The sequence below is a fragment of the Streptomyces sp. NPDC046985 genome (assembly GCF_040644415.1).
Classification (GTDB): Bacteria; Actinomycetota; Actinomycetes; order Streptomycetales; family Streptomycetaceae; genus Streptomyces.
In genome coordinates this window covers 1-19452 of record NZ_JBEYWK010000033.1, presented here as the reverse complement: position 1 = coordinate 19452, position 19452 = coordinate 1, and the positions used below count along the sequence as shown (strand labels likewise).

The following is a 19452-nucleotide window of genomic DNA, read 5'->3' as shown; positions in this document are numbered from 1 at the left end:
CAGGCAATCCGAGACAGGTGTACGTGCTCATGACCGTTGAAGCGACACCCTCGCCCGCCGGGGAGGCAGCCGGCCCGGCGGAGCTCCCACCGGCCGGGGCGCGGCGCGCGCCCCGCGTCCGCGCCGGATATCCCCGCTATGCGGCGGGCAAGCTGGCCGGCGCGGCCGTCTCGCTGCTCGCCGTCCTCGTCACCAGCTTCTTCCTGTTCCGGCTGATCCCGGGCGACCCGGTGAAGTTCATGACCGGCGGCCGCCCGGTGTCCGCGCAGCAGATCGCCGCCTACCGGCGGGAGTTCGGGCTCGACCTGCCGGTGTGGCGGCAGTTCACCGACTACTGCGGCAAGGCGCTCACCGGGGATCTGGGCACCTCGTACCAGTTCCACGTGCCGGTCCTCGACAAGATCTCCGAGGCGCTGCCGAACACGCTGCTGCTCACCGGCACCGCCTTCGTGCTGTACACCGCGCTCGGCGTCTTCCTCGGCGCCCGCTCCGCCTGGCGGCACGGCCGGCTCGGCGACCGCCTCAGCACCGGGCTGGCGCTGACGCTGTACTCGCTGCCGTCGTTCTGGCTGGGGCTGCTGCTCATCATCGTGCTGTCGGTCGGCGCGGGCCCGATCCCGGGCCTGTTCCCGACCGGGGGGATGGAGTCGGGCGGCGAGCAGGGCTTCGCGTACGTCATCGACGTCGTCCACCATCTGGTGCTGCCGGTGGTGACGCTGGTCGCGGTGGAGTACGGGCAGACGCTGCTCGTCGCGCGGTCGGCGCTGCTGGACGAGATGGGCGCGGACTACCTGACGACCGCGCGGGCCAAGGGCCTGCGCGACGACCTGGTGCGCCGTCGGCACGCCGTGCCCAACGCGCTGCTGCCGACCGTGACCCTGATCTTCGTGAACCTGGGCAGGACCGTGGCGGGCGTCATCCTGGTCGAGACGGTCTTCTCCTGGCCGGGGCTGGGCGGGCTGTTCTACCAGGCGCTGAGCGTTCCCGATCTGCCGCTGGTGCAGGGGCTGTTCTTCGTCTTCGCCGCGGCGGTGATCGTCATGAACACCCTGGCCGACCTGCTGTATCCGCTGCTCGACCCGAGGGTGGGACGATGACCGCCGACACGACCGGGACCGGCCGGAGCGCCGGGACCGAGGACACGTCCGGGTCCGGCGCCGCCGCCGGGGGCGCCGAAGCCTCCGCCGTCTCGCGGGCGGCCGGACCAGCGCCCGGCCCGCGGTCGCTGGCCTGGCGCCGCCGCCGGGCCTCCGCCGCGCGCTTCTGGCGGGAGTACCGACGGCGCCGGGCGGGGCTGGTCGGACTGGCCGCGCTGGCGCTGTTCGCGCTGGCCGCGCTGACGGCGCCGCTGACCGTGGGGTCGGACGTGAGCAGCGTGACCGACGCGGCGGGGCAGCCGTTGCAGGGTCCGAGCGGTCACTTCCCGCTGGGCACCGACCAGTTCGGCCGGAACCTGCTGGGGCTCGTGGTGTGGGGCTCGCGGGTCTCGCTGCTGGTGGGGCTGCTCGCGGCCGTGCTGTCGGTGGCGATCGGCGCGGTCGTCGGCGTCACCGCGGGCCACTTCCGCGGCTGGTACGCCACGGTCATGATGCGGATCACGGACTGGTTCCTGGTCATGCCGACCCTGGTGCTGGCCATCGCGCTGGCGACGGTGATGTCCCGCTCGCTCGGCACGGTCGTGCTCGCCATCGGCGTGACCACCTGGCCCACGACGGCCCGGCTGGTGCGGGCGCAGACGCTGGCGGTCGAGTCGCGGCCGTACATCGAGCGGGCCAAGGCGCTCGGCGGGGGGCACTGGCACATCATGTCCCGGCACGTGCTGCCCAACGTGATGCCCCTGGTGCTCGCCCAGACCACCCTGATCATCTCCTCCGCCATCCTGGCCGAGGCGACGCTCGCCTTCCTCGGGCTCGGCGATCCCACCGTCGTCTCCTGGGGCGGCCTGCTCCAGGACGCGCGGGAGGCCGGTGCGGTCAGCTCCGGCGACTGGTGGTACCTGGTCCCGCCGGGCCTGGCCATCGCGGTCGTCGCGCTGGCGTTCACCCTGTGCGGGCGCGCGGTGGAGTCCGTTCTCAACCCCAGGCTGGGGGTGTCGCGATGAGCCTGCTCGACGTGCGCGACCTGCGTGTGACGTATCCGGGCGGCGCCGCCGCGGTCCGCGGGGTGGACCTGAGCGTCGGCGCGGGCGAGAAGCTCGGCGTGGCCGGGGAGTCGGGCTGCGGCAAGTCCACGCTGGCGCTCGCGCTGCTGCGGCTGCTGCCCGCGGGGACGCGGATCAGCGGGGAGATCCTGCTGGACGGCGAGGACGTGCTGACGATGAAGTGGGGGCGGGTGCGGGCGGTGCGCTGGGCGGGGGCGTCGATCGTCTTCCAGGGCGCGATGCACTCCCTCAACGCGGTGCACCGGATCGGCGACCAGATCGCCGAGCCCATCCTGCTGCACCGCACGGCCGGTCCGGCGGGCGCGCGGCAGAAGACCGGCGAACTGCTGGAGCGGGTGGGCCTGCCCGCGGCGCGGGCGTCCGCCTACCCGCACGAGCTGTCCGGCGGCCAGCGGCAGCGCGTGATGATCGCGATGGCGCTCGCCTGCGATCCGCGGCTGATCGTCGCCGACGAGCCCACCACGGCGCTCGACGTGATGATCCAGGCCCAGATCCTGCGGCTCATCGAGGAGTCGGTCAGCGAGCGGGACGTGGGCCTGATCATGATCAGCCACGATCTCGCCGTGCTGGCCGACACGTGCGACCGGCTCGCGGTGATGTACGCGGGCCGGGTGGTCGAGGAGGGCCCGGCCCGGCAGGTCTACGAGGACGCCCGGCACCCGTACGGCAGGGCGCTGTCGGAGGCGTTCCCGCGGATCGGCGACCCCGGTTCGCGGTTCGCGCCGCGCGGCCTGCCCGGCGACCCGCCCGATCCCGCGGCGACGCCCTCGGGCTGCGCCTTCCATCCGCGCTGCACGGCGGCGCTGGACGTGTGCGCCACCGAGGACCAGGCGCTGCGGGCGGCGGGAGCGGGACGGCGGGCGGCCTGCGTGCACGTGGGCGCCGGGACCGGCTCGCCCGCGCGGACCGCGCCGGAAGCGGCCGGAGGGGACGAAGTGAGGAGCGGCACCGCATGACGGACACGCCACCGCTGATGAGCGTCGAGGATCTGCGCCTGACGTTCCCCGGCCGGGGCGGGGCAGCGCCCGCCCGCGCCGTGGACGGGGTCGACCTGGACATCCGGCCGGGCGAGATCGTCGCCCTGGTCGGCGAGTCGGGCTGCGGCAAGACGTCGCTGGCCCGCTCCCTGCCCGGGCTGCTCCCGCCGGCCTCCGGGCGGGTCGTCTTCGCGGGGAAGCCGCTCGACTACTCCTCCCGGGCGCTCAAGGCGCACCGCAAGCGGGTGCAGTTGGTCCTCCAGGACCCGAGCGGCTCCCTCAACCCGCGGCACACGGTGTACGACGCCGTCGCCGAAGGGCTGCGCATCCACGGCGGCGGGGGCGACGAGCGGGCGGCGGTGGCCGAGGCGCTGGCGCGGGCCGGACTGCGGCCGCCGGAGCGGTTCTTCCTGCGCTACCCGCACGAGCTGTCCGGCGGTCAGCGCCAGCGGGTCGTCATCGCGGGCGCGCTGGTCCTGCAACCGGAACTGCTCGTCGCGGACGAGCCGGTGGCCTCCCTGGACGCCTCGGTGCGCGGCGAGATCCTGGCGCTGCTGCTGCGGCTGCGCGCCGAACTCGGCCTGTCGGCGCTGGTGGTGACGCACGACCTGGGCCTGGCCTGGAACATCGCCGACCGGGTGGCGGTGATGTACCTGGGGCGGATCGTGGAGACGGGCGAGGTCGAGCAGGTGCTGACGGCGCCCCGGCACCCCTACACGCAGGCCCTGTTGTCGGTGCTGCCGGAGGCGCCGGGCGCCCCGGTCGTCCTGACCGGCGAGCCGCCCGACCCCTCCCGGGTGCCGCCGGGCTGCCGCTTCCACGCCCGCTGCCAGATCCTGGCGAGCGGCGAGGCCGACCGGGCGGGCGTCGCCGACGCCTGCCGCACCCAGGATCTGGAGATCCTGACCGGGACGGCAGAAAACCAGGTGGCCTGCCACTGGGCCCGGTCGCAGGCGGAGGCCGCCGCGGCGGCGGAGTGAACCAGGGGCCCCGGCGGCGGAGTGAGCCGGGGCGCCCCCGGTGGCGAAGTGGGCCGGGGTGGTCGCGGAGGCGGAGTAAGCCGAGGCGCCCCCGCAGCGGAGTGAGCCGGGGCGGCGGCCCCGGTTCCGCTCACGCTTTCTCTGAAGGGTGAAGCGCTATCCCCGCCGCGCGTCCGCCGTGATGAGCAGACGGCACTCCTCGACGTCGTGCGCCATCGTGTCGAGCAGGGCCTCCAGCGAGTCGAACTTGGCCTGGCCGCGGACGAAGGCCAGGAAGTCGACGGCCACGTGCAGGCCGTACAGGTCGAGGCCGACGCGGTCGATGGCGTACGCCTCGACGGTGCGCTCGGTGCCGTCGAACTGCGGGTTGGTGCCGACGGAGACCGCGGCCGGCATGATCTCGCCCTGCGCGTGCAGATAACCGGCGTAGACGCCGTCGGCGGGGATCGCGGTGTGCGGGAGCGTCTCGACGTTGGCCGTGGGGAAGCCCAGCTCGCGGCCGCGCTGGGCGCCGCGGACCACCACGCCCTCCACGCGGTGCGGGCGGCCCAGGATCTCGCGGGCGCCGGTGACGTCGCCCTCGGCGACCAGGCGCCGGGTCAGGGTCGAGGAGAAGGGCGCCCCGTCGCCCGCGTCGCCGGTGACGTACAGGTCGACGACCTCGACCTCGAAGTCGTAGAGCGTGCCCTGCTCGGCGAGGAACTCGACGTTTCCGGCGGCCTTGTGGCCGAAGCGGAAGTTGGGGCCCTCGACGACCGCCTTGGCGTGCAGCCGGTCGACGAGCACCTTCGCCACGAAGTCGGTCGCGGAGAGCTTGGAGAACTCCGTGGTGAACGGCAGCACGAGGACCGCGTCCACGCCCAGCTCGGCCATCAGCTCGGCGCGGCGGTGATGGGGGGCGAGCAGCGGCGGGTGGCTGCCGGGGCGGACCACCTCGCTGGGGTGCGGGTCGAAGGTGACGACGACCGTGGGGACGCCCAGCGCGCGGGCGCGCCGCACAGCGTGCTCGACGATGAGCTGGTGCCCGCGGTGGACCCCGTCATAGGAGCCGATGGTGACGACGCTGCGCCCCCAGTCCTGGGGGATGTCCTCCAAGCCTCGCCAGCGCTGCACTGTGACCGCTCCTCGCCGAACCCGTGTCCGTTGTCTGGGTTTGTCGTTGCTCTGCTGCGTGTCCGCAGGTCTAAGAGTGCCATGCCGCGTCTTCACCGCCCGCATCGGCGTCGGCATCCGGATCGGGGTGTGACGGGGCGCACGCTCCCCCGCGCGGACCGGGCGCGTCAGCCGAAGACGGCCAGGCTCTTGGCCTTGCCCCGCTGCTCCTCCACCAGGGCGAGGAAGCGCCCCTCGGCGTCGAAGACGGCGACCGCGCCGGCGCCCGCGTACGTCTCGGGCATCTCCAGCCGCACGCCGTTGGTGAGCAGCCGGGCGCGGCGGGCGTCGACGTCCCAGCGCGGGAACGCCGCCGTGGCGGCCTCGGCGATCGGCATGACGGTCAGCTCCTGCTGGAGCGCGTCCAGCGTCCTGGCGGCGTCGATTCCGTACGGTCCGACGCGGGTGCGGCGCAGCGCGGTGAGGTGGCCGCCCACCCCGAGGTCGGCGCCCAGGTCGCGGGCGAGCGCGCGGATATAGGTGCCGGAGGAGCAGACGACGGAGACCACCAGGTCGAGCACGGGGGTGCCGTCCTCGGCGACGGCGTCCCGCACGTCGTACACCGTGAAGGAGGAGACGGTCACCGGCCGGGCCGGGATCTCGAAGTCCTCGCCCTCGCGGGCCCGCTTGTAGGACCGCACGCCGTCGATCTTGATGGCGCTGACCTTGGAGGGGACCTGCATGATGTGGCCGGTCAGCTTGGCCACGGCGGCGTCGACGGCATCCCGGACGAGCCCGGAGGCGTCGGCGCGGGAGGTGATCTCCCCCTCGGCGTCGTCGGTGACCGTGTTCTGGCCGAGCCGGACGGTGCCGAGGTACTCCTTCTCGGTCAGCGCGAGGTGGCCGAGCAGCTTGGTGGCCTTCTCCAGGCCGAGGACGAGGACGCCGGTGGCCATCGGGTCGAGGGTGCCGGCGTGGCCGACGCGGCGGGTCCTGGCGATCCCGCGCATCTTGGCCACGACGTCGTGCGAGGTGAAGCCCGACGGCTTGTCGACGATGACGAGGCCGTCGGGCGGGGTGGGCTTGGCTGTCATGCGGTGCTGTCGTCCGTCTCGTCGGCGTCGTCGGCGCCGTCCTCGGCGTCCGGACGGCGGTACGGGTCCGCTCCCCCGGCGTAGGCCGCGCCCGCGGACGCCTCGCGCACCTTGGCGTCGGACTGCCGGGCCTTGTCGAGGAGGTCATCGATGGTCTTGGCGGTGTCCGGGAGGGCGTCCGCGACGAAGGCGAGGGTCGGGGTGAACTTCACCCCGGCCGCACGGCCGACCTCGGAGCGCAGCACGCCCTTGGCGCTCTCCAGACCGGCGGCCGCGGCCTTCCGCTCCTCGTCGTCCCCGTAGACCGTGTAGAAGACGGTCGCCTCCCGCAGGTCGCCCGTGACCCTGGTGTCCGTGATGGTGACGTGTGAGCCGAGCCGCGGGTCCTTGATCCCGCGCTGAAGCTTCTGGGCCACCACCTCTCGGATGAGGTCCGCCAGCCTTTTCGCCCGCGCGTTGTCGGCCACTGCTCCGTCTCCCGTTCTGTTCTCTTCTGCGTTCTGTGATGTGCCGCGACCGCGGCGCCGTCCGCTAGTCGTCCTCGCCGTGGAAGCGGCGCCTGACGGACAGCAGCTCCACCTCGGGGCGGCCGGCGACCAGCCGCTCGCACCGGTCCAGCACGTCGGTCAGGTGCGTCGCGTCGCCGGAGACCGCGGCGAGGCCGATCACGGCTCGCCGGTGGAGGTCCGTGCAGTCCACCTCGGCCGCGCTCACCGCGTACTTGCGCTGGAGCTCGGCGACGATCGGCCGGACGACGGAACGCTTCTCCTTCAGCGAGTGGACGTCGCCGAGGAGGAGGTCGAAGGACAGAGTCCCCACGTACATGTGTGTGCCGGGTTGCCCGCCGGTACGGGATCGATGGTCCTGCCGTCGGTGCGGGCAGGGACATCAAGAACGGTACCCCGTTCCGGCCACGCGCTCGACGGGGTTTCGCCTCCGTCCGCGGCGCCGGCGCCGGGGCAACGCACCGGCCGGCGGGACCGGGTGGTCCCGCCGGCCGGCTTCACGCGCCGTGGGCCGTCACGCCCGCGGCTTCTCCCGCATCTCGTACGTCGCGATGACGTCGTCGACCTTGATGTCGTTGAAGTTGCCGAGGTTGATACCGCCCTCGAACCCTTCGCGGATCTCGGTCACGTCGTCCTTGAAGCGACGCAGGCCCTCGATGTTGAGGCTCTCCGCCACGACCTTGCCGTCGCGCAGGAGGCGGGCCTTGGTGTTGCGGCGCACCTCGCCCGAGCGGATGAGGACACCGGCGATGTTGCCCAGCTTGGACGACTTGAAGACCTCGCGGATCTCCGCCGTGCCCAGCTCGACCTCCTCGTACTCCGGCTTGAGCATGCCCTTGAGGGCCGCCTCGATCTCCTCGATCGCCTGGTAGATGACCGAGTAGTACCGGACGTCCACGCCTTCGCGCTCGGCCATCTGCTGCGCACGGCCGGCCGCGCGCACGTTGAAGCCGATCACGATGGCGTCGGAGCCCATCGCCAGGTCGATGTCGGACTCCGTGACCGCACCGACGCCGCGGTGCAGGACCCGGATGTCGACCTCTTCGCCGACGTCGAGCTGGAGCAGGGAGGACTCCAGCGCCTCGACCGATCCGGACGCGTCGCCCTTGATGATCAGGTTGAGCTGCTGGACCTCGCCGGCCTTGAGCACCTTGTCCAGGTCCTCCAGCGACACGCGGCGCGTGCGCTTGGCGAACGCGGCGTTGCGCTCGCGAGCGGCGCGCTTCTCCGCGATCTGGCGGGCGGTGCGGTCCTCGTCGACGACGAGGAAGTTGTCGCCCGCGCCCGGGACGTTGGTCAGGCCCAGGACCTGGACCGGCGTCGACGGACCCGCCTCGGCGACGTTGTTGCCGTTGTCGTCGAGCATCGCGCGGACCCGGCCGTAGGCGTCGCCCACGACCATGGTGTCGCCGACCCGCAGGGTGCCTCGCTGCACGAGGACCGTCGCCACGGCGCCGCGGCCGCGGTCGAGACGGGACTCGATCGAGATGCCCTGCGCGTCCTGGTTCGGGTTGGCCCGCAGGTCGAGCGAGGCGTCGGCGGTGAGGACCACGGCCTCCAGCAGGGAGTCGATGTGCAGACCCTGCTTCGCGGAGATGTCGACGAACATGGTGTCGCCGCCGTACTCCTCGGCCACCAGCCCGAACTCCGTGAGCTGACCGCGCACCTTGGTCGGGTCGGCGCCCTCGACGTCGATCTTGTTGACCGCGACCACGATCGGCACGTCGGCCGCCTTGGCGTGGTTCAGCGCCTCGACCGTCTGCGGCATGACGCCGTCGTTGGCCGCGACGACCAGGATCGCGATGTCGGTCGACTTCGCACCGCGGGCACGCATGGCGGTGAACGCCTCGTGACCCGGGGTGTCGATGAAGGTGATCTTGCGCTCTTCGTCGTTGACCTCGGTCGCGACCTGGTAGGCGCCGATGTGCTGGGTGATGCCGCCGGCCTCGCCCGCGATGACGTTCGTCTTGCGGATGGCGTCGAGGAGGCGGGTCTTGCCGTGGTCGACGTGGCCCATGACGGTGACCACCGGAGGACGGACGACCAGGTCCTCCTCGGAGCCCTCGTCCTCGCCGAACTCGATGTCGAAGGACTCGAGAAGCTCGCGGTCCTCCTCCTCCGGGCTGACGATCTGGACCGTGTAGTTCATCTCGTCGGCGAGGAGGTGAAGGGTCTCGTCGGACACGGACTGGGTGGCCGTGACCATCTCGCCCAGGTTCATCATGACCGCGACGAGGGACGCCGGGTTGGCGTTGATCTTCTCCGCGAAGTCCGTGAGCGACGCGCCGCGGGAGAGGCGGATGGCCTCGCCGTTGCCGCGCGGCAGCATCACGCCGCCGACGCTCGGGGCCTGCATGGCCTCGTACTCCTGGCGCCGCTGCCGCTTCGACTTGCGACCGCGCCGGGCGGGACCGCCGGGACGGCCGAACGCGCCCTGCGTGCCGCCACGGCCGCCGGGACCGCCGGGACGACCGCCGAAGCCGGGACGACCGCCGCCGCCGCCGAAGCCGCCGCCGCCACCGGGACCGCCGCCGCCGGGACGACCGGCGAAGCCGCCGCCGCCACCGGGACGACCCGCACCGCCGCCGCCGCCGGGACGACCGGCGAAGCCGCCGCCGCCGCCGGGACGACCCGCACCGCCGCCGCCGCCGGGACGACCGGCGCCGCCCGGACCGCGGCCGCCGGGGCCGGGACGCGGACCGGCAGCGGGACGCTGCGGCATCATGCCGGGGTTGGGACGCGCGCCGCCGGGACCGGGACGCGGAGCGCCGCCCTGCGGGCGGGGCATCGCGCCCGGAGTCGGACGGGCGCCGCCCGGCGCCTGCGGACGCGGACCGCCGCCCTGGGCGCCGGGCGCCTGCGGACGGGGGCCGCCGCCGGGAGCGCCGGCGCCGCCGGGCCGCTGGCCCTGCGGACGGGGCGCCTGCGGGCGCGCCATGCCGGTGGAGCCACCGGAGGTGAAGGGGTTGTTGCCCGGACGCGGACCGGCCGGACGGGCGCCGCCGGGACGCGGGGTCTGGCCGCCGGGACGCGGGGCGCCCTGGCCCGGACGGGCCGCCTGGCCCTGGCCGCCGGGGCGGCCGCCGCCGCCGGGCTTGGGGGCGCCGGGACGCGCCGCGGGACGCTGCGCGGCCGGCGCCGGGGACGGCGCGGCCGGCGGAGCGGTGAACTCCGGAGCGGCCGGGGCCGCCGGGGCCGGACGCGGCGCGGGCTTGGGGCCCGGCACCGGACGCGGACCGGAGGTCGGCGCGGACGCCGAAGCGGCCGCGGGCGACGTCTCCGCCGCGGGCTTGGGGGCGTCCGGCGGCTTGGGGGCTGCCGGACGGGCCGCCTGCGCCGGGGAGGGCGCGGCCGGCCTGGGGGCGGCCTTCCTCGGGGCGCCCGGCTTCGCGGCGGACCTGCCGCTGCCGTTGCCCTGCTGGAAGGCGTCTGTCAGTTTGCGTACCACGGGCGCCTCGATCGTCGAGGACGCCGATCGGACGAATTCACCGAGTTCCTGGAGCTTGGCCATGACGACCTTGCTCTCCACGCCGAACTCCTTGGCGAGTTCGTAGACCCGGACCTTAGCCACTTCGCTCCTTTGAGGTCCGGGTTGCGTCCGGACCGTCGCTAGTTCATGGGCGTACTCATCGCGTACTCATCGAGTGCTCATCGCAATCTCGACCTGCTTTCGACTCGCGAGGTACCGGCCGCGCGGGGATCGCACGGCACGCTTCCTTACCCTGCCGCCTGCTCGGCGACGGTCGTCCGCTCGACGAACCGGCGCAGCGCCTGGGTGTCGGGCGCTCCCGGGGCGCGCAACGCCCGCGTGAAAGCCCGACGGCGCACCGCCTGGTCGAGACAGACCGGAACGGGGTGTACGTACGCACCCCGGCCGGGCAGCGTACCGCGTGGATCGGGGACGCAGGCGCCCTCGATCGCCACGATGCGCAGCAGATCTGTCTTGGCCGCTCGCTCCCGGCACCCCACACAGGTGCGTTCAGGGCATGCGCGGGCACGCGTCCGGCCAGACACTCGTATTCTACCTCCCCGTTCGGACCTCACCCCTTCGGGGCATGATTCGAACGGCCGTTTTCATGGTCGCCAACGATCTGCGACGGGGTTCTATTCCTCGGGCTGCTCGGTGTCCGGGCGGATGTCGATCCGCCACCCGGTCAGACGGGCCGCGAGGCGAGCGTTCTGGCCCTCCTTGCCGATGGCCAGCGACAACTGGTAGTCGGGCACGGTCACCCGGGCCGACCGGGCCGCCAGGTCCACGACCTCGACTTTGGAGACACGGGCCGGGGACAGCGCGTTGGCCACCATCTCCGCCGGGTCGTCCGACCAGTCGACGATGTCGATCTTCTCACCGTTCAGCTCGCCCATGACGCTGCGCACCCGGCCGCCCATGGGGCCGATGCAGGCGCCCTTGGCGTTCAGGCCCGAACGGGTGGACCGCACGGCGATCTTCGTACGGTGGCCGGCCTCGCGCGCGATGGCGGCGATCTCGACCGAGCCGTCCGCGATCTCCGGCACCTCCAGGGCGAAGAGCTTCCTCACCAGATGCGGATGCGTGCGCGAAAGGGTGACGGACGGACCGCGCACTCCCTTGGCCACCCGGACGACGTAGGACCGCAGTCGCATGCCGTGCTGGTAGGTCTCGCCGGGGACCTGCTCCTGCACCGGCAGGATGGCCTCCAGCTTGCCGATGTCCACGAGCACGTTCTTCGGGTCGCGGCCCTGCTGGACCACTCCGGTGACGATGTCGCCCTCGCGCCCGGCGTACTCGCCGAGCGTCGCGTCGTCCTCGGCGTCGCGCAGCCGCTGCAGGATGACCTGCTTGGCGGTGGTGGCGGCGATGCGGCCGAAGCCGGACGGGGTGTCGTCGAACTCGCGGGCCTCCTGGCCCTCGTCGAGGTCCTCGGGGTCCTCCTTCGCCCACACGGTCACGTGCCCGGTCTGCCGGTTCAGCTCCACGCGTGCGTGGCGGCGGCTTCCCTCGGTGCGGTGGTACGCGATGAGGAGGGCCGACTCGATCGCCTCGACCAGCAGGTCGAAGGAGATCTCCTTCTCCCGCACCAAGCCCCGCAGGGCGCTCATGTCGATGTCCACGGCTACGCCTCCTCTTCTTCTTCCTTCATGTCCGTCATGTCCTCGCCGCCGTCGGCGCCCGCGGCGGCGGCGTCCTCGGCGGGGGCGTCCTCGGCGGTCTCAGCGGTCTTGCGGTTGAACTCGACCTGCACACGGGCCCGTTCCACGTCGGAGAAGGGGACCCTGCGCGCGGTGGGCTTGCGGCCCTTGACTCCGGGCACCTCGACGTCCAGGCCGTCGTCGTCGGCGGCGAGGATCCTGGCCACCAGCTCTCCGTCCTCGGCGAGCTGGAACCTCACCAGCCGGCCCGTGGCGCGCACGTAGTGCCGGTGCTCGGTGAGGAGGCGCTCCGCGCCCGGGGTGCCGACCTCGAGGGTGTACTCCCCCCCGCCCATCGCGTCGCTTTCGTCCAGCGCGGCCGAGAGCGCGCGGCTCACATCGGCGATCTGGTCCAGGTCGGCTCCGCTGTCGGAGTCGACGACGACGCGCAGCACCCGTTTGCGCCCCACGGAGTCCACGGCGATCTCTTCGAGATCGAGGCCCTGAGAGGCGACGAGCGGTTCCAGGAGTTCCCGCAGCCTCTCGCTCTGGGTGGTGCTCATCCGGGTGACTCCTCGGCCGCGTGTGCTGTTGTGGGGATGGTCGCGTGTCTGATCAAAGGGTATCCGGTCCCAGAGGGTGTTGCGGTCCACCTGGCCAGGGGTGGCGCCGCTGAGTCGCGGGCGCGGGGCGCGCGGGTACGGTGATCACGGGCGAGCCGCCCCAGAACCTTCGTTCGCACCCACCCGAGGACGTCTGCCGTGCCGTTCCCCTCAGCCTCGCGCGCCCTCGCAGGGCCGCGCAGAAGGAGCCTGCTCGCCTCGGCGGCGGGGGCCGCCCTGCTCACCGGCTGCGCCGCCGGATCCGGTGACTCCGGCGGCGCCGGCGAGACGTCGCCCGGGGACCGGCTGCGCGCGCAGGCGGCCCGGGACAGCCGCGCGCTGACCCGGCGGTATGACACCGTGATCGCCGCGCATCCGGCGCTGGCCGCGCGGCTGCGGCCGCTGCGCGCGGAAGTGGCGCGGCACGAGGCCGCGTTCGGCGGCGCGGGAGGGGAGTCGGACGCGCCGTCCTCGTCCGCGGCCTCCCCGTCTGCGGCTTCTCCATCTGCGGCTTCCTCGTCCGCAGCTCCGCCGTCCACGGCTTCCTCGTCCGCGGTCTCCCCGTCTGCGGCTTCCTCGTCTGCCGCCCTTTCGTCCGCGGCTTCGTCGTCCGCGGCTTCCCCGCCCTCTGCGGCTTCCTCGTCCGAGGCGGTGTCGCCGTCCGCCGGGTCCAGCGGGTCCGCCAGGTCCGCCGCGCCTGCGCGGACGGACGGATCCACAGCGGCGGCCGGGGCGCCGGGGTCTGCCGTTCCTTCGGCCTCGGCCTCTGCCTCGTCCTCGGACGCCGCGCCCGGCGGCGACCGGGACGCGCTGGCCGGACTCGCCGCCGCCGAACGCGCGCTCGCCGACCGCCGCACCGCCGCGCTGGACTCGGCGCCGGGCGAACTGGCGCGGCTGCTGGCCTCGGTGGCGGCGGCCGGGGCGGCCCACGCGTTCGTCCTGGCGCAGAGAGGCGGCGACCGGTGAGCGCGGCACGGGACCGGGAGCTGCGGGCGCTTCAGGCGGCGCTCGCGGCGGAGCACGCGGCCGTGTACGGCTACGGCGTGGTGGGCGGCCGGGTCGACGCGGCGGGCCGCGCGGACGCCCGCGCGGCCTACGACGCCCACCGGGCGCGGCGGGACGCGCTCATGCGCGAGGTGCGGGACCTGGGCGGCACGCCGGTGGCGGCGGCCGCCGGGTACGCCCTGCCCTACGCGGTGCCGGACGCCGCGACGGCGCGGCGGTTCGCCGCCGAGCTGGAGGACCGGGTGGCCGGGGTGTACGCGGACGCGGTGCGGGCGAGCACGGGCGCCCGGCGGCGCGAGGCGGCCGGGGCGCTGCGCGATGCGGCGGTCCGGGCGGTGCGCTGGCGCGGGCGGAGCGTAGCCTTCCCGGGTCTCGCCGAACGGGCGAGCGCGGCGGACGCGTCGTCGGCGTCGCCTGCGGCGTGAGGCGGCGGGTCGGCGGGGCAGTGGGACGGCGGGGCGGCGGGAAAGCGCCTCGCTCACGGCACGCGGCAGGGAGACAGAGGGCGCCTGGTGCTGTGACCGGACGAGTCGGCCGGACAGCTCGCCACGTCCGGTGCGGTGCGGTGCGTCGCGGGGCGGACCACCGCCCGCGTACGGGACGCACCCGGGCAAGGCGACGACGCGGCGAGGCGCCGTGGCGGGCGTCGCGAGCCGGTGCGCCGTTCCGGTCACCGGAGTAAGCGCCCGGCGAGAGCAAAACGCGGCCACTCGGCCACGCGGCCAGGAAGGAACGACTCCCGTATGGCTTTCGAACCGCCCCAGCGTCTGGTGCGGGCGCTCGGTGAGACGGCGCCGGACGGCGACGACTGGCTGGAGAAGCTGCCCGAGCGGGCGCAGCGGGCCGTCGCGCTGACCGGGTCGGCCGTCGAGCGAGTGCAGGTGCCCGGCGGTCGCAGCAGCCTGGTGGTGCTGGTGCGGACGGCGGACGGGAGCGCGGCCGCGCTGAAACTGGCCCCGCCCAGGGCCCGGCCGGAGAGCGAACGGGCCGCCCTCGCGCACTGGGACGGTCGGGGCGCGGTGCGGCTCCTGGAACCGGGCGGCGGGGAGGGCGTGCTGCTGCTGGAGCGGCTGCACCCGGACGTGTCCCTGCGGTCGCTGCCCGAGGCGAAGGCGCTGCTGGAGGCGGCGGGGACCCTGCGCCGCCTGTGGGTGGAGCCGCCGCCGGAGGCCGCCTTCGAGACGGTCGGCGAACGCACCGGGCGGCAGGCGGAGGCGATGCGGGCGAGCGCGCGGGCCGACGAGGACGCGGCCCCGCTGGTCGACGCGGCGCTCGCGGCCCGCGCGGAGCTGCTGACCGCGCCGCCCGAGCGGCTGCTGCTGCACGGCACGTTCCGGCAGAGCAAGGTGCTGTCCGGCGACCGGGCGCCATGGCTCGCGGTGGGGCCTGACCCGGTGGTCGGCGAGACCGCCTTCGACCTGGCCCGGCTGGTCCGCGACCGCGTGGAGGACCTGATCGCGTCGCCCTCCGGGGCGGCCGTCACCCGACGCCGCGTCAAGCGACTCGCGGAGTCCCTGGAGGTCGACCAGGACCGCCTGCGCGGCTGGACCCTGTTCCGCGCGACGGAATCGGGCGTACGGGCCCTGCGCGTGGGCCGCCGCAAGGACGCGGAACTGCTCCTGGAGTTCGCGTCCTGGCTGTGAGAGCCCGCCTCCCGGCGGTGAGACCCGCGTCCTGGCGGTGAGACCCACGTCCTGGAGGTGAGACCCACGTCCTGGCGGCGAAACCCGGAAGCGGGACCGGCCGTCGCCTACGAGTCACGAGTCACGAGTTACGAGTCACGGGTCAGCGGCTCAGTCGGCCGAGGCGGCCGGGGGCGGCCTGTGCGGGGACGCCTGCCGCGTGACCGCTGCGACCGCAGATCCGGCTTCCTGCCCTGTGGGCAGTCATCGCCGGTCCGGCGGCGGGTGAGTGAGCCGTCTCTCGTCCGACCGCCGACGGCTCACCGGACCGCCCCGGCGAGGGACCCCGCGTCAGGTCGGCGCGGGTGGCCGTCCGCCATCCGGTGACGGGGAGCGGTTGACCGGCCCGGCAGACGGCGCAGCCCCGTCGGGTCCAGCGCCCCGGGGCGGCTCCGTCAGCCCGGCGACCGGCCCGGCCCCGTCCGGCCCCGGGGCCCCGGCGACCCGGCGACCCGGCGACCCGGCGACGGACAGTCCCTCTTCCTCCGGTCGCGCACGCGACGGCTCCCCCGCCGGCGTGGGCGGGGAGCTGGCGCGCGTGGGCGGGGGTCAGGCCGTCAGCCGGGCGATCGCCTCGTCGATGGGGAGTTCCTCGCGGGCGCCGGTGCGGCGGTCCTTCAGCTCGACCACGCCCTCGCCCGCGCGGCGGCCCGCGACCAGGATCTTCGGGACGCCGATCAGCTCCGCGTCGGTGAACTTCACACCGGGAGAGACTCCGGCCCGGTCGTCGACGAGGACGCGGGCGCCGGCGGCGGCCAGCTTCGCGGAGACGTCGAGGGCCACTTCGGTCTGCAACGCCTTGCCCGCGGCGACCACGTGCACGTCGGCCGGGGCGACCTCGGCGGGCCAGACCAGGCCGTGCTCGTCGGCGTGCTGCTCGGCGAGGGCCGCCACCGCGCGGGAGACGCCGATGCCGTAGGAGCCCATGGTGACGCGGACCGGCTTGCCGTTCTGGCCGAGGACGTCGAGCTTGAGGGCGTCGGCGTACTTGCGGCCGAGCTGGAAGATGTGGCCGATCTCGATCGCGCGGTCCAGCTTGAGGCCGGCGCCGCAGCGGGGGCACGGGTCGCCCTCCTGGACCACGACGACGTCGACGTACTCGTCGACCTCGAAGTCACGGCCCGCGACCACGTTCTTCGCGTGCGTGTGCTCCTTGTTGGCGCCCGTGATCCAGGCCGTGCCCGGCGCCACGCGCGGGTCGGCGAGGTAGGTCACCTTGTCCAGGCCCTGCGGACCGACGTAGCCGCGCACCAGGTCCGGGCGGCCCGCGAAGTCCTCGGCGGTGACCAGCTCGACCGCGGCCGGCGCGAAGTGCGCCTCGACCTTGCCCAGGTCGACCTCGCGGTCGCCGGGGACGCCGACAGCGACGATCTCGCCGCCCACCTTGACCAGCAGGTTCTTCAGCGTGGCGGAGGCCGGGACGCCGAGGGAGGCGGCGAGGGTCTCGATGGTGGGCGTGTCCGGGGTGGGGATCTCCTCGGCGGCCGGCACGGAGGCGCCGTCCACCGGCTTCAGCTCGTAGCCGACCGCCTCGGTGTTCGCGGCGAAGTCGCAGTTCGGGCAGTCGGCGAAGGTGTCCTCGCCGGCCTCCGCCGGCGCGAGGAACTCCTCCGACTTCGAGCCGCCCATCGCGCCCGCGGTGGCCGCGCAGATGCGGTAGTCCAGGCCGAGGCGCTCGAAGATGCGCTGGTACGCCTGGCGGTGCAGGCCGTAGGACTCGGCGAGGCCCTCGTCGGTGAGGTCGAAGGAGTAGGAGTCCTTCATCAGGAACTCGCGGCCGCGCAGGATGCCGGCCCGGGGCCGCGCCTCGTCGCGGAACTTGGACTGGATCTGGTAGAGGATGACCGGCAGGTCCTTGTAGGAGGACGCCTGGTCCTTCACCAGCAGGGTGAAGATCTCCTCGTGGGTGGGGCCGAGGAGGTAGTCGCCGCCCTTGCGGTCCTGGAGGCGGAACAGCTCCGCGCCGTACTCGCTCCAGCGGCCGGTCGCCTCGTACGGCTCCCGGGGCAGCAGCGCGGGCAGCAGCACCTCCTGGGCGCCGATCGCGTCCATCTCCTCGCGGACGATCCGCTCGACGTTCGCGAGGACCCTCCTGCCCAGCGGCAGCCAGCTCCAGACGCCCGCGGCGGTGCGGCGGACGTAACCGGCGCGGACCAGCAGCTTATGGCTGAGGACCTCGGCGTCCGCCGGGTCGTCGCGCAGCGTCTTGGCCATCAACTGGGACATGCGCTGGACCGGTGCGTTCGCCATGATTCTCGTGCTCCTGCCGGGTATGGGTGATGGCTAGGAGATTAGCCGGGCGGCCAGGGCCGGTGGAAATCGGTTAACGCGCGCTGCCGCTGCGGCGACGCAGCGGCAGCGGGGCGCCCATCACGGCGTACGGCTTCGGGGCGCTGGGGAAGACGACCTGCCGAGCCAGGTCGACGTAGCCGAGGGAGCGGTAGAGGCCGCGGGCCGGGCTGTCGGCGTCGATCGCGGAGAGGATCGAGCGGGGCTCGTCGGCGCCGTCGGTGAGGGCGGTGATCAGCGCCCGTCCGACGCCGTGGTTCTGGTGGTCCGGGTGGACGTGCAGCTCGGTGATGACGAAGGAGTCGTCGAGCCAGTCCTCGTGGCCGCCGGCGCGCAGGTAGGGCTGGACGACGGTGGACCACCAGTGGCCGCGGTCGTTGGGCATGCCGTAGACGAATCCGGCGAGCCGTCCGTCGGCGGCGGTGGCGCCCAGCGCGCGGGCGCCCGGGGAGGTCATGTGGCGCAGCACGATCTGGCGGCGTACGGCGACCTCGTCGGCGCCGAGTCCGAAGGCGACGGCCTGCACGGCGAGGGCCTCGTCGACGCGGGCGGACAGGTCGAGGGGGCCGATCACGATGTCGACGGGGCGGCGGGGGCCGTGACCGGGAAAGTGCGCCATGGCGGGGAGACTACCCGGCTCGCACCTGCCTCAGTTGTGCTCACCAGCGCTCTCGGGTCACGGAGGCCGGTTCGGGCGCCTGGCGAGCGCCCCGAACCCGGCGCCGCGGCGGCCGTCCCCCGGGCGGGCTGACGAGGAGTGCGGCGGTGGGACGAGGCGCCTGGAACGGCATGCTCAGAACAGCACGCTCATGAACGCGCCGACCTCCTGGAAGCCCACGCGCCGGTAGCTCCGCCGGGCCGGGGTGTTGAAGTCGTTGACGTACAGGCTCACCACCGGGGCCACCTCGGCCAGCGCGTAGCGCAGCACCGCCGCCATGCCGGGCGCCGCGAGTCCCCGCCCGCGGTGCTCCGGGGCGACCCAGACGCCCTGGATCTGGCAGGCCCGGTGGGTGGCCGCGCCGATCTCCGCCTTGAACATGACCTTGCCGTGCTCGTCGAGGCGGGCGAAGGAGCGTCCGGAGGCGACGAGTTCGGCGACTCTGGCCTGGTAGAGCAGGCCGCCGTCGCCGGCCAGCGGGGAGACGCCGACCTCTTCGGTGAACATCGCCACGCAGGCCGGCATGATCGTCTCCATCTCGTCCCTGCGGACGCGGCGGACGCCGGGGTCCGGGGCGACGTCGGCGGGCATCCGGTCGGTGACCATGAGCGGCTGGTGGGCGCGGACCTCGCGGGCGGGGCCCCAGCCTGGTTCGAGCAGCCGCCACAGCACGGTGGTGGGCTCGGTGGGGCCGACGATGGAGGAGCAGCGGCGCCCGGCACGCCGGGCGCGGTCCGCGAAGGCGCGCACGGCGCGCTCGGTGGCGCAGATCGGGACGAGGTTGGCGCCCGCGTAGCACAGGGACGTGAGCATGCCGTCCTCATACCAGCCCCACATCTCGCCGCCGAGCCGCCACGGGTCCAGGCCCGCGATCTGGACACGGGACATCACGAAGGCGTTCGCGACCGGCTCGCGGTCGAGAACGGCGAGCGCGGCGTCCAGGTCGCTCGGGGTGAGCACCCGCGAGGTGGTCTGTGTCAACACGCTACGGGGCCTCACGCTGGGGTCTCTGCTGATCTCCGCACTGTACCCGCCCCGTCCGGGCGGCGCCGCCCCCCGGAACGGGGGTCGGTCCGCCGCCGCGCGGGCGCGTGATCCGCGCCGCCGCACCCGTCGCGACTCGCTTCGACCGGGGGCGGGTTCAGCCCGCGACCGAGACCTCCGGCTCGCCGGAGGCCACGCCCTCGGCCTCCATCCTCTCGGCGAGCTTCATCGCCTCCTCGATCAGGGTCTCCACGATCTTCGACTCGGGCACCGTCTTGATCACCTCGCCCTTCACGAAGATCTGCCCCTTGCC

Annotated in this window: 18 protein-coding genes and 1 pseudogene; 7 read left to right on the top strand and 12 right to left on the bottom strand. The window is 74.1% G+C overall.

Features of this window, described 5'->3' with window-relative positions:
* Window positions 1-29: 29 nt before the first annotated feature.
* Genes ABZ861_RS30100 through ABZ861_RS30085 form a run of 4 tightly spaced genes read left to right on the top strand, consistent with a single transcriptional unit; the run spans window position 30 to window position 4118 of the window.
* Window positions 30-1097: an ABC transporter permease gene (locus ABZ861_RS30100; protein ID WP_361636735.1), complete on the top strand. Its 1068-nt coding sequence runs from the start codon at window positions 30-32 to the stop codon at window positions 1095-1097.
* The gene (locus ABZ861_RS30095; protein WP_361636732.1) at window positions 1094-2101 is read left to right on the top strand and encodes an ABC transporter permease; all 1008 of its coding nucleotides are present in this window, start codon (window positions 1094-1096) and stop codon (window positions 2099-2101) included. The genes ABZ861_RS30100 and ABZ861_RS30095 overlap by 4 nt, the downstream gene beginning before the upstream one ends.
* Window positions 2098-3117, top strand: coding sequence for an ABC transporter ATP-binding protein (locus tag ABZ861_RS30090; protein ID WP_361636729.1), 1020 nt, complete (start codon window positions 2098-2100; stop codon window positions 3115-3117). The genes ABZ861_RS30095 and ABZ861_RS30090 overlap by 4 nt, the downstream gene beginning before the upstream one ends.
* Entirely contained in the window at window positions 3114-4118 is a 1005-nt protein-coding gene (locus ABZ861_RS30085) for an ABC transporter ATP-binding protein (protein WP_361636726.1), read from the top strand. Before ABZ861_RS30090 ends, ABZ861_RS30085 begins: the two co-directional genes overlap by 4 nt.
* A 156-nt stretch (window positions 4119-4274) precedes the next feature.
* On the opposite strand, the gene ABZ861_RS30080 is transcribed toward ABZ861_RS30085, so the two are convergent.
* The 8 genes from ABZ861_RS30080 to rimP all read right to left on the bottom strand — a co-directional run bounded on the left by ABZ861_RS30080 (window position 4275) and on the right by rimP (window position 12482).
* The gene (locus ABZ861_RS30080) at window positions 4275-5231 is read right to left on the bottom strand and encodes a bifunctional riboflavin kinase/FAD synthetase (protein ID WP_361636723.1); all 957 of its coding nucleotides are present in this window, start codon (window positions 5229-5231) and stop codon (window positions 4275-4277) included.
* A 167-nt stretch (window positions 5232-5398) separates the two neighbouring features.
* Window positions 5399-6304 carry a tRNA pseudouridine(55) synthase TruB gene (gene truB / locus ABZ861_RS30075; RefSeq protein ID WP_361636720.1) on the bottom strand — a complete coding sequence of 302 codons (906 nt, stop codon included), beginning with the start codon at window positions 6302-6304 and terminating at the stop codon, window positions 5399-5401.
* Window positions 6301-6771 (bottom strand): 30S ribosome-binding factor RbfA, encoded by a 471-nt coding sequence (gene rbfA / locus ABZ861_RS30070; RefSeq protein WP_361636718.1) that lies wholly within the window; start codon window positions 6769-6771, stop codon window positions 6301-6303. The genes truB and rbfA overlap by 4 nt, the downstream gene beginning before the upstream one ends.
* 64 nt (window positions 6772-6835) lie before the next feature.
* Entirely contained in the window at window positions 6836-7129 is a 294-nt protein-coding gene (locus ABZ861_RS30065) for a DUF503 domain-containing protein (RefSeq protein WP_361636715.1), read from the bottom strand.
* A 195-nt stretch (window positions 7130-7324) separates the two neighbouring features.
* Window positions 7325-10381: a translation initiation factor IF-2 gene (gene infB / locus ABZ861_RS30060; RefSeq protein ID WP_361636712.1), complete on the bottom strand. Its 3057-nt coding sequence runs from the start codon at window positions 10379-10381 to the stop codon at window positions 7325-7327.
* A 146-nt stretch (window positions 10382-10527) separates the two neighbouring features.
* The gene (locus ABZ861_RS30055; protein WP_361636709.1) at window positions 10528-10824 is read right to left on the bottom strand and encodes a YlxR family protein; all 297 of its coding nucleotides are present in this window, start codon (window positions 10822-10824) and stop codon (window positions 10528-10530) included.
* A 90-nt stretch (window positions 10825-10914) separates the two neighbouring features.
* Window positions 10915-11901, bottom strand: a complete 987-nt coding sequence (gene nusA, locus ABZ861_RS30050) for a transcription termination factor NusA (protein ID WP_361636706.1) — start codon at window positions 11899-11901, stop codon at window positions 10915-10917.
* A gap of 2 nt (window positions 11902-11903) precedes the next feature.
* Window positions 11904-12482 (bottom strand): ribosome maturation factor RimP, encoded by a 579-nt coding sequence (rimP, locus tag ABZ861_RS30045; protein WP_361636703.1) that lies wholly within the window; start codon window positions 12480-12482, stop codon window positions 11904-11906.
* A gap of 198 nt (window positions 12483-12680) precedes the next feature.
* Between rimP and ABZ861_RS30040 the strand changes: the two genes are divergently transcribed.
* The 3 genes from ABZ861_RS30040 to ABZ861_RS30030 all read left to right on the top strand — a co-directional run bounded on the left by ABZ861_RS30040 (window position 12681) and on the right by ABZ861_RS30030 (window position 15169).
* Window positions 12681-13487 (top strand): hypothetical protein, encoded by an 807-nt coding sequence (locus ABZ861_RS30040; protein WP_361636700.1) that lies wholly within the window; start codon window positions 12681-12683, stop codon window positions 13485-13487.
* The gene (locus ABZ861_RS30035) at window positions 13484-13951 is read left to right on the top strand and encodes a ferritin-like domain-containing protein (RefSeq protein WP_361636698.1); all 468 of its coding nucleotides are present in this window, start codon (window positions 13484-13486) and stop codon (window positions 13949-13951) included. The genes ABZ861_RS30040 and ABZ861_RS30035 overlap by 4 nt, the downstream gene beginning before the upstream one ends.
* 318 nt (window positions 13952-14269) lie before the next feature.
* A complete protein-coding gene (locus tag ABZ861_RS30030; protein WP_361636695.1) occupies window positions 14270-15169 on the top strand; it encodes an aminoglycoside phosphotransferase family protein in 900 nt (299 codons plus the stop codon).
* Window positions 15170-15757: 588 nt separating this feature from the next.
* Here ABZ861_RS30030 and ABZ861_RS30025 read toward each other — a convergent pair.
* The 4 genes and pseudogenes from ABZ861_RS30025 to ABZ861_RS30010 form a co-directional block, all read right to left on the bottom strand.
* Window positions 15758-17458 (bottom strand): proline--tRNA ligase, encoded by a 1701-nt coding sequence (locus ABZ861_RS30025; RefSeq protein ID WP_361636692.1) that lies wholly within the window; start codon window positions 17456-17458, stop codon window positions 15758-15760.
* A gap of 73 nt (window positions 17459-17531) precedes the next feature.
* Entirely contained in the window at window positions 17532-18116 is a 585-nt protein-coding gene (locus ABZ861_RS30020; RefSeq protein ID WP_361636689.1) for a GNAT family N-acetyltransferase, read from the bottom strand.
* Window positions 18117-18290: 174 nt separating this feature from the next.
* On the bottom strand, window positions 18291-19139 hold the full coding sequence (locus tag ABZ861_RS30015; protein ID WP_361636687.1) for a GNAT family N-acetyltransferase: 849 nt from the start codon (window positions 19137-19139) through the stop codon (window positions 18291-18293).
* A 157-nt stretch (window positions 19140-19296) separates the two neighbouring features.
* A pseudogene (locus ABZ861_RS30010) lies at window positions 19297-19452 on the bottom strand (4-hydroxy-3-methylbut-2-en-1-yl diphosphate synthase); the annotation flags it as partial.